At 45.5% G+C, this 6670-nt stretch carries 4 protein-coding genes; 1 reads left to right on the top strand and 3 read right to left on the bottom strand.

Going from position 1 to position 6670, the window contains the following annotated elements; genetic code table 11:
- Window positions 1–229: 229 nt before the first annotated feature.
- The gene (locus tag BCT34_RS10360; RefSeq protein WP_076651106.1) at window positions 230–1075 is read left to right on the top strand and encodes a LysR family transcriptional regulator; all 846 of its coding nucleotides are present in this window, start codon (window positions 230–232) and stop codon (window positions 1073–1075) included.
- Here the strand turns inward: BCT34_RS10360 and BCT34_RS10355 are convergent.
- The 3 genes from BCT34_RS10355 to carA form a co-directional block, all read right to left on the bottom strand.
- A complete protein-coding gene (locus BCT34_RS10355; protein ID WP_076651105.1) occupies window positions 1026–1805 on the bottom strand; it encodes a TSUP family transporter in 780 nt (259 codons plus the stop codon). The two genes, BCT34_RS10360 and BCT34_RS10355, sit on opposite strands and share 50 nt — an antisense overlap.
- Before the next feature lie 195 nt (window positions 1806–2000).
- Window positions 2001–5231: a carbamoyl-phosphate synthase large subunit gene (gene carB, locus BCT34_RS10350; RefSeq protein WP_061019048.1), complete on the bottom strand. Its 3231-nt coding sequence runs from the start codon at window positions 5229–5231 to the stop codon at window positions 2001–2003.
- Between the two features lie 16 nt (window positions 5232–5247).
- Complete coding sequence (gene carA / locus BCT34_RS10345) at window positions 5248–6387, bottom strand: glutamine-hydrolyzing carbamoyl-phosphate synthase small subunit (RefSeq protein WP_017109272.1); 1140 nt, start codon at window positions 6385–6387, stop codon at window positions 5248–5250.
- Window positions 6388–6670: the final 283 nt, after the last annotated feature.

The following is a 6670-nucleotide window of genomic DNA, read 5'->3' as shown; positions in this document are numbered from 1 at the left end:
AACTCGCTAAGTCTCTTGATCAATCAGACTTGTGATCAAGAGACAGCCGCAAAGGAGCCTTTTTTAATCCTGCTCACTCTACAATCCATTCTTATGATCTTTCATGACACTTTACGTTCCCAATTTAAAATACCTAACTGAGTTCAAACCTTTCACTTCAAATCTAGAGAATGAAGAGTGTTTGAGGTAACTTGGTTTAATCATTCCCAACTTTCATCAATAGAACACAATGCTACTCGAAGGAATCGAAACCCTACTGGTATTGAGCAAAGCAAAAACCATGAGCCGTACAGGCAGTTTGCTTTATATCAGCCAATCAGCGGTCAGCAAACGGATTGCAAATTTAGAAAAGAAGCTAGGTAAAAAACTCATCGAGCCGAGTGGTCGACAGATCAAACTGACGCCAGATGCGATAGCATTGATCGAGAGTATTGGCCCTGCTTTCAATGAACTTCGTGGGCTTATTTATGAACAGCAAGAGTTGGAAGATACCACTCTAATTACCCTAGACAGCTCTAAGTCTCTGATAGCGGGTTATTTAGGTGACATGATGGGGCAATTTATCCAACAGGATAAATACATCACCATTACCACCAACCACACACCTCGAATCATAGAAAGAGTGCAATCAGGCAAAGCGACCTTAGGGTTATGCGCGGGCTTGTTGCCACCGCATCATGGGTTAATGACATTTCACTTGTTTGATGAGCCGTTTTACATAGTGAGTAAATCACCGCTAACGGAGCTACCTCCATTGGTGATTACCAATGATATGACCAACCCTGCTAACTCTTATCAATTATCTGTGTTGGAAAAGTTTGGCATCAAGCCTTTGATGGAGATGGATGCTTACACAGCAGCCGCGCAACTTGCGTTGGGTGGGACTGGGCCTGCGTTAATCCCACTATCTATCGTAAAGACACTCAATATTGAGCCTCAATACTTGTATAGTTTCCCCGAAATAGCAGGATTAATTAGACCGATTCACATCTGTGTGAGACCAAATAGCTATCAGTCTCAACGAGTTAAAACACTGATAGAATCCATTGTTGATGCTGTTCCCAAAGCAGTTTAGACGCCATTAGCATCGACATAACGATCACAAGAGGGCGAATCCATTTCTGCCCTTTTGTCACCACAACTTTAGCGCCAAGCTGAGCGCCCATAAAACCGCCGACGGCCATCACTAATCCCAACTCCCAAATTGGCAAGCCAGCTAAAATAAAGAAGATCAACGCGGCAATATTCGAGGTAAAGTTCAAGACCTTGGTGCGCGCTGTAGCATCGACTAGCGAGAAATGACCAATCGCAACAAAACAAACCGTGAAGATAGAACCGGTTCCTGGGCCAAAGAAGCCATCATAGAAACCCACGCCACCACCAATACACAGAGCAAACATCGCCTCAGAGATCTTTTGTTTTCCTTCAGACGCTCTAGTTTGGGGTGCTAATAGGAAATAGAGTGAGATAGCGATAAGTAGCAGTGGGATCACACTGGTCAAAAGGCTCGCATCAATGTACTGCACTAATTCCGCACCAATCGCAGAACCTATAAAGGTACAAAAGATAGCGAGGCGCATCTCTTTAATACTGACGATACCGTTACGCACAAAGTACCAACTCGCAGAGAAGCTGCCAAATGAGCTTTGCAGCTTATTCGTTGCCAACGCTTGTGTTGGTGGGACTCCAGCCGCTAGCAGTGCAGGTAGAGTCAGCAATCCACCGCCGCCAGCCATTGCATCAATAAAACCAGCTGCCGTTGCAACAACAAACAAGATAGCCAATATTTCTAGAGTGATTTCCATATACCCAACGCCTTAAAGTCCCGTGTAGCGACAAGTTACCACTCACAGCAGGCGATCAATAACGAAACACAAGATTCTAACCTATTCCAAATATTCATCATTTAGTTGCCGCAGAATTACAGACATAGAAAAGCCCACTCCGAAGAGTGGGCTTTGAGCATTTATATCCGCTTAACAGCGATACACTTTAGGTGATTAAGCTTGAGAAGCTTTAACCTGAGCGTGTAGTTCTTGAACTGAAGTTACTGACGTTTTCGCGTCTGCAGTGTGCGCCATACAAGTCGCGAATGCAGCGTTTAGCGTAGTCGTGTAGTTAACTTTCTCAGCCAATGCGCCACGACGAAGTACTTTAGAATCTTCAATCGCTTGACGGCCAGCTGCAGTGTTCACGATGTACGTGTACTCGTTGTTCTTGATACGGTCAAGAATGTGAGGACGACCTTCGTGTACCTTGTTTACTAGGCGTGGGTTGATGCCCGCTTCACCAAGGATAACCGCTGTACCGTGTGTTGCATCTAGCTGGTAGCCAAGCTTAGATAGCTTAGAAGCTAGGTCAACAACACGCTCTTTATCGCCTTCGCGAACAGAAAGAAGTGCACGGCCGCCTTCTGGGTAGATGTTGCCACAACCCAATTCAGCTTTAGAGTAAGCTTCTGCGAACGTCGCACCAACACCCATAACTTCACCAGTAGAGCGCATTTCTGGGCCTAACAATGGGTCAACACCAGGGAACTTGTTGAATGGAAGTACAACTTCTTTCACTGAGTAGTAAGGTGGGATGATTTCTTTCGTAAAGCCTTGAGACTCTAGCGATTGACCCGCCATTACACGAGCGGCAATCTTAGCGATTGGTGCGCCAGTTGCTTTAGATACGAATGGAACCGTACGTGCTGCACGAGGGTTAACCTCGATTAAGTACACTTCATTGTTCTTAACAGCAAACTGCGTGTTCATCAGACCACGAACACCCAACTCGAACGCTAGCTTTTCAACTTGCTCGCGCATTACGTCTTGGATTTCTTGGCTTAGCGTGTATGCAGGAAGAGAACATGCTGAGTCACCTGAGTGAACACCCGCTTGCTCGATGTGCTCCATGATACCGCCGATTACAACGCGCTCACCGTCACAAATCGCATCTACGTCGACTTCAACAGCGTCGTCTAGGAAGCTATCAAGTAGTACTGGAGATTCGTTTGAAACGCTTACTGCTTCGTTGAAGTAGCGACGTAAATCTTGCTCGTCGTATACGATTTCCATCGCACGACCACCAAGTACGTAAGAAGGACGTACAACAAGTGGGAAGCCGATTTCGCGAGATTTTTCAACCGCTTGCTCCATTGTTGTTACTGTCGCGTTTTCTGGCTGAAGTAGGCCTAGGCGGTCTACAGCAACTTGGAAACGCTCACGGTCTTCTGCACGGTCGATTGCGTCTGGGCTAGTACCGATGATTGGTACGCCAGCAGCTTCAAGAGCACGAGCCAGTTTAAGTGGCGTTTGACCACCGTACTGAACGATAACGCCTTTTGGCTTCTCAACACGTGCGATTGCTAGTACGTCTTCCAGAGTTACTGGTTCGAAGTACAGACGGTCAGATGTATCGTAGTCTGTAGAAACTGTCTCAGGGTTACAGTTAACCATGATAGTTTCGTAGCCATCTTCACGTAGTGCTAGTGATGCGTGTACACAACAGTAGTCAAATTCAATACCTTGGCCGATACGGTTTGGACCGCCGCCTAGAATCATGATCTTATCTTTGTCTGTTGGGTTCGCTTCACACTCGTCATCGTAAGATGAGTACATGTAAGCCGTATCAGAAGAGAACTCAGCCGCACACGTATCTACACGCTTGTAAACTGGGTGGATATCGTATTGGTCACGCAGACGACGGATTTCGCTTTCCGCTACACCTAGAATCTTAGATAGGCGCGCATCTGCAAAACCTTTACGCTTAAGTTTGTTTAGCTCGTCTTTATTTAAACCAGCAAAGCCTTTCGCTTTAAGTTCTTGCTCTAGCTTAACGATGTCTTCGATTTGAACTAGGAACCAACGGTCGATTTGCGTTAGGTTGAACACACCATCTACCGACATACCAGCACGGAATGCATCAGCGATGTACCAAATACGCTCTGCGCCAGCTTCTTTCAGTTCGTGACGGATAGTCGTTAGAGCATCAGGTGCGTCTAGGTCTACCATTTCGTCAAAACCAGTTGCGCCAACTTCTAGGCCGCGAAGTGCTTTTTGTAGAGATTCTTGTTGGTTACGGCCGATAGCCATAACTTCACCAACAGACTTCATTTGAGTCGTTAGACGGTCGTTAGCACCTGCAAATTTCTCGAAGTTAAAACGAGGAATCTTAGTTACTACGTAGTCGATTGTTGGTTCGAATGATGCTGGCGTTGCGCCGCCAGTGATGTCATTCATTAGCTCGTCTAGCGTGAAGCCAACAGCCAGTTTCGCTGCAATCTTAGCGATTGGGAAACCTGTTGCTTTAGAAGCTAGTGCTGAAGAGCGAGATACACGTGGGTTCATCTCGATGATAACCATACGGCCATCTTTCGGGTTGATACCAAACTGTACGTTTGAGCCACCTGTTTCAACACCAATCTCACGCAGTACCGCTAGAGATGCGTTACGCATTAGTTGGTATTCTTTATCTGTCAGCGTTTGAGCTGGAGCCACAGTGATTGAGTCACCTGTGTGAATACCCATTGGGTCGAAGTTTTCAATTGCACATACGATGATGCAGTTGTCGTTTTTGTCACGAACCACTTCCATCTCGTATTCTTTCCAACCGATAAGTGATTCATCGATAAGAAGTTCGTTAGTTGGAGATAAGTCCAAACCACGACGACAGATTTCTTCAAATTCTTCTTTGTTGTAAGCGATACCGCCACCAGTACCACCCATCGTGAATGATGGACGAATGATACAAGGGAAGCCAACCATGTCTAAAACTTTGTAAGCTTCTTCCATCGTTTTCGCTGTATCAGCAGTTGGACACTCAAGGCCAATTGCTTTCATTGCTTTATCGAAGCGTGAACGGTCTTCTGCTTTATCGATAGCGTCAGCCGTTGCACCAATCATTTCAACACCGAACTCTTCAAGAACGCCGTGCTTTTCTAGGTCTAGAGCACAGTTCAATGCAGTTTGGCCACCCATGGTAGGTAGAACTGCATCAGGCTTCTCTTTAGCGATGATGTTACGCACAACTTCCCATTGGATAGGTTCGATGTAAGTTGCATCTGCCATATCTGGGTCAGTCATGATTGTCGCTGGGTTCGAGTTTACAAGAATAACTCGGTAACCTTCTTCGCGAAGCGCTTTACAAGCTTGAGCACCAGAGTAATCGAACTCACATGCTTGGCCGATAACAATCGGGCCAGCACCTAGAATAAGAATACTTTTAATGTCAGTACGTTTTGGCATTGTCTACTACTCCGAATTACGCTGTGTGCTGTTTAATTAGTTCAATGAAGTGGTCGAATAACGGCGCTGCGTCTTCTGGACCTGGGCTTGCTTCAGGGTGGCCTTGGAAGCTGAATGCTGGTTTGTCTGTACGGTGAATACCTTGTAGAGAACCATCAAATAGTGATTTGTGCGTTGCACGTAGTGTCTCTGGAAGGGTGTCTTCGTCAGCAGCAAAGCCGTGGTTTTGCGAAGTAATCATCACAACATCACGATCTAAATCTTTAACCGGGTGGTTTGCACCGTGGTGACCAAACTTCATCTTCACTGTCTTAGCACCTGACGCAAGAGCAAGAATCTGGTGACCTAGACAGATACCGAAGATTGGTAAGCCTTTTTCTAGGAACACTTTTGTCGCTTCAATTGCGTAAGTACATGGTTCTGGGTCACCAGGGCCATTTGAAAGGAAAACACCGTCTGGGTTTAGAGCTAGTACTTCTTCAGCAGAAGTTTCAGCTGGAACAACCGTTAGGCGGCAGCCGCGGTCAACAAGCATTCGTAGGATGTTTCGTTTTGCACCGAAGTCATAAGCAACAACGTGGTATGGCAATTCAGAGTCTGCTTTCGCTTCAGGAAGTCCACCCGTAAGCGTCCACGAACCTTGTTTCCATTGATACGCTTCTTTTGTTGTAACTTCTTTCGCAAGGTCCATACCTTTCAGGCCAGGGAATTCTTTTGCTTTAGCTAGAGCCAAAGCTTCGTCTAGGTTGTTACCCGCTACGATGCAACCGTTCTGCGCGCCTTTTTCACGAAGAATACGCGTCAGCTTACGAGTATCGATATCAGCGATACCAACAACGTTTTGCGACTTAAGGTAATCAGAAAGGGATTGTTCATTACGGAAGTTAGAAGCGATTAGAGGGAGATCGCGAATCACAAGGCCTTGAGCGTGGATTGAAGAAGATTCTTCGTCTTCGGAATTGGTTCCGGTATTGCCAATGTGAGGGTAAGTAAGGGTAACGATTTGTTGAGAATAGGAAGGATCAGTGAGGATTTCTTGGTACCCCGTCATCGAGGTATTAAAAACGACTTCACCAACTGCAGAACCTACAGCGCCAATGGCTTCACCGTGAAATACTGTCCCATCTTCTAGGACGAGTAATGCTGACTTCTTCAAGACAACCTCCAGAAATAAAAATGCATTAAAATTGATTTAATTTGCAAATCTACCTTCCTGCAACACCAAAAACTGCGTGTTTATGGAAATTAGACAAATTGGCGGTATTTTAGTGATCTGCGTGATACGTGTCAACATTTAACTCAAAAGAAATTAAACATTTGTAAGGACTAATTCAATTTACCCCACCAAAGCCTCAAAAGTTAAACTTTTATGTTCGTTTAGCCTGAATATTACGATTTTCTAATTCTCACCCCTCATTTTAGACAACCATAGAGTGACA

This window comes from Vibrio sp. 10N.261.45.E2, assembly GCF_002875705.1.
GTDB lineage: Bacteria > Pseudomonadota > Gammaproteobacteria > Enterobacterales > Vibrionaceae > Vibrio.
Note: the sequence above shows the minus strand (reverse complement) of the source record. Positions and strands in the feature narration are given on the sequence as shown.

Excerpts from the sequence above, each read along its gene's own strand:
- carB (WP_061019048.1), bottom strand. The coding sequence starts at position 5,231 with ATGCCAAAACGTACTGACATTAAAAGTATTCTTATTCTAGGTGCTGGC.
- BCT34_RS10360 (WP_076651106.1), top strand. The coding sequence starts at position 230 with ATGCTACTCGAAGGAATCGAAACCCTACTGGTATTGAGCAAAGCAAAA.
- BCT34_RS10355 (WP_076651105.1), bottom strand. The coding sequence starts at position 1,805 with ATGGAAATCACTCTAGAAATATTGGCTATCTTGTTTGTTGTTGCAACG.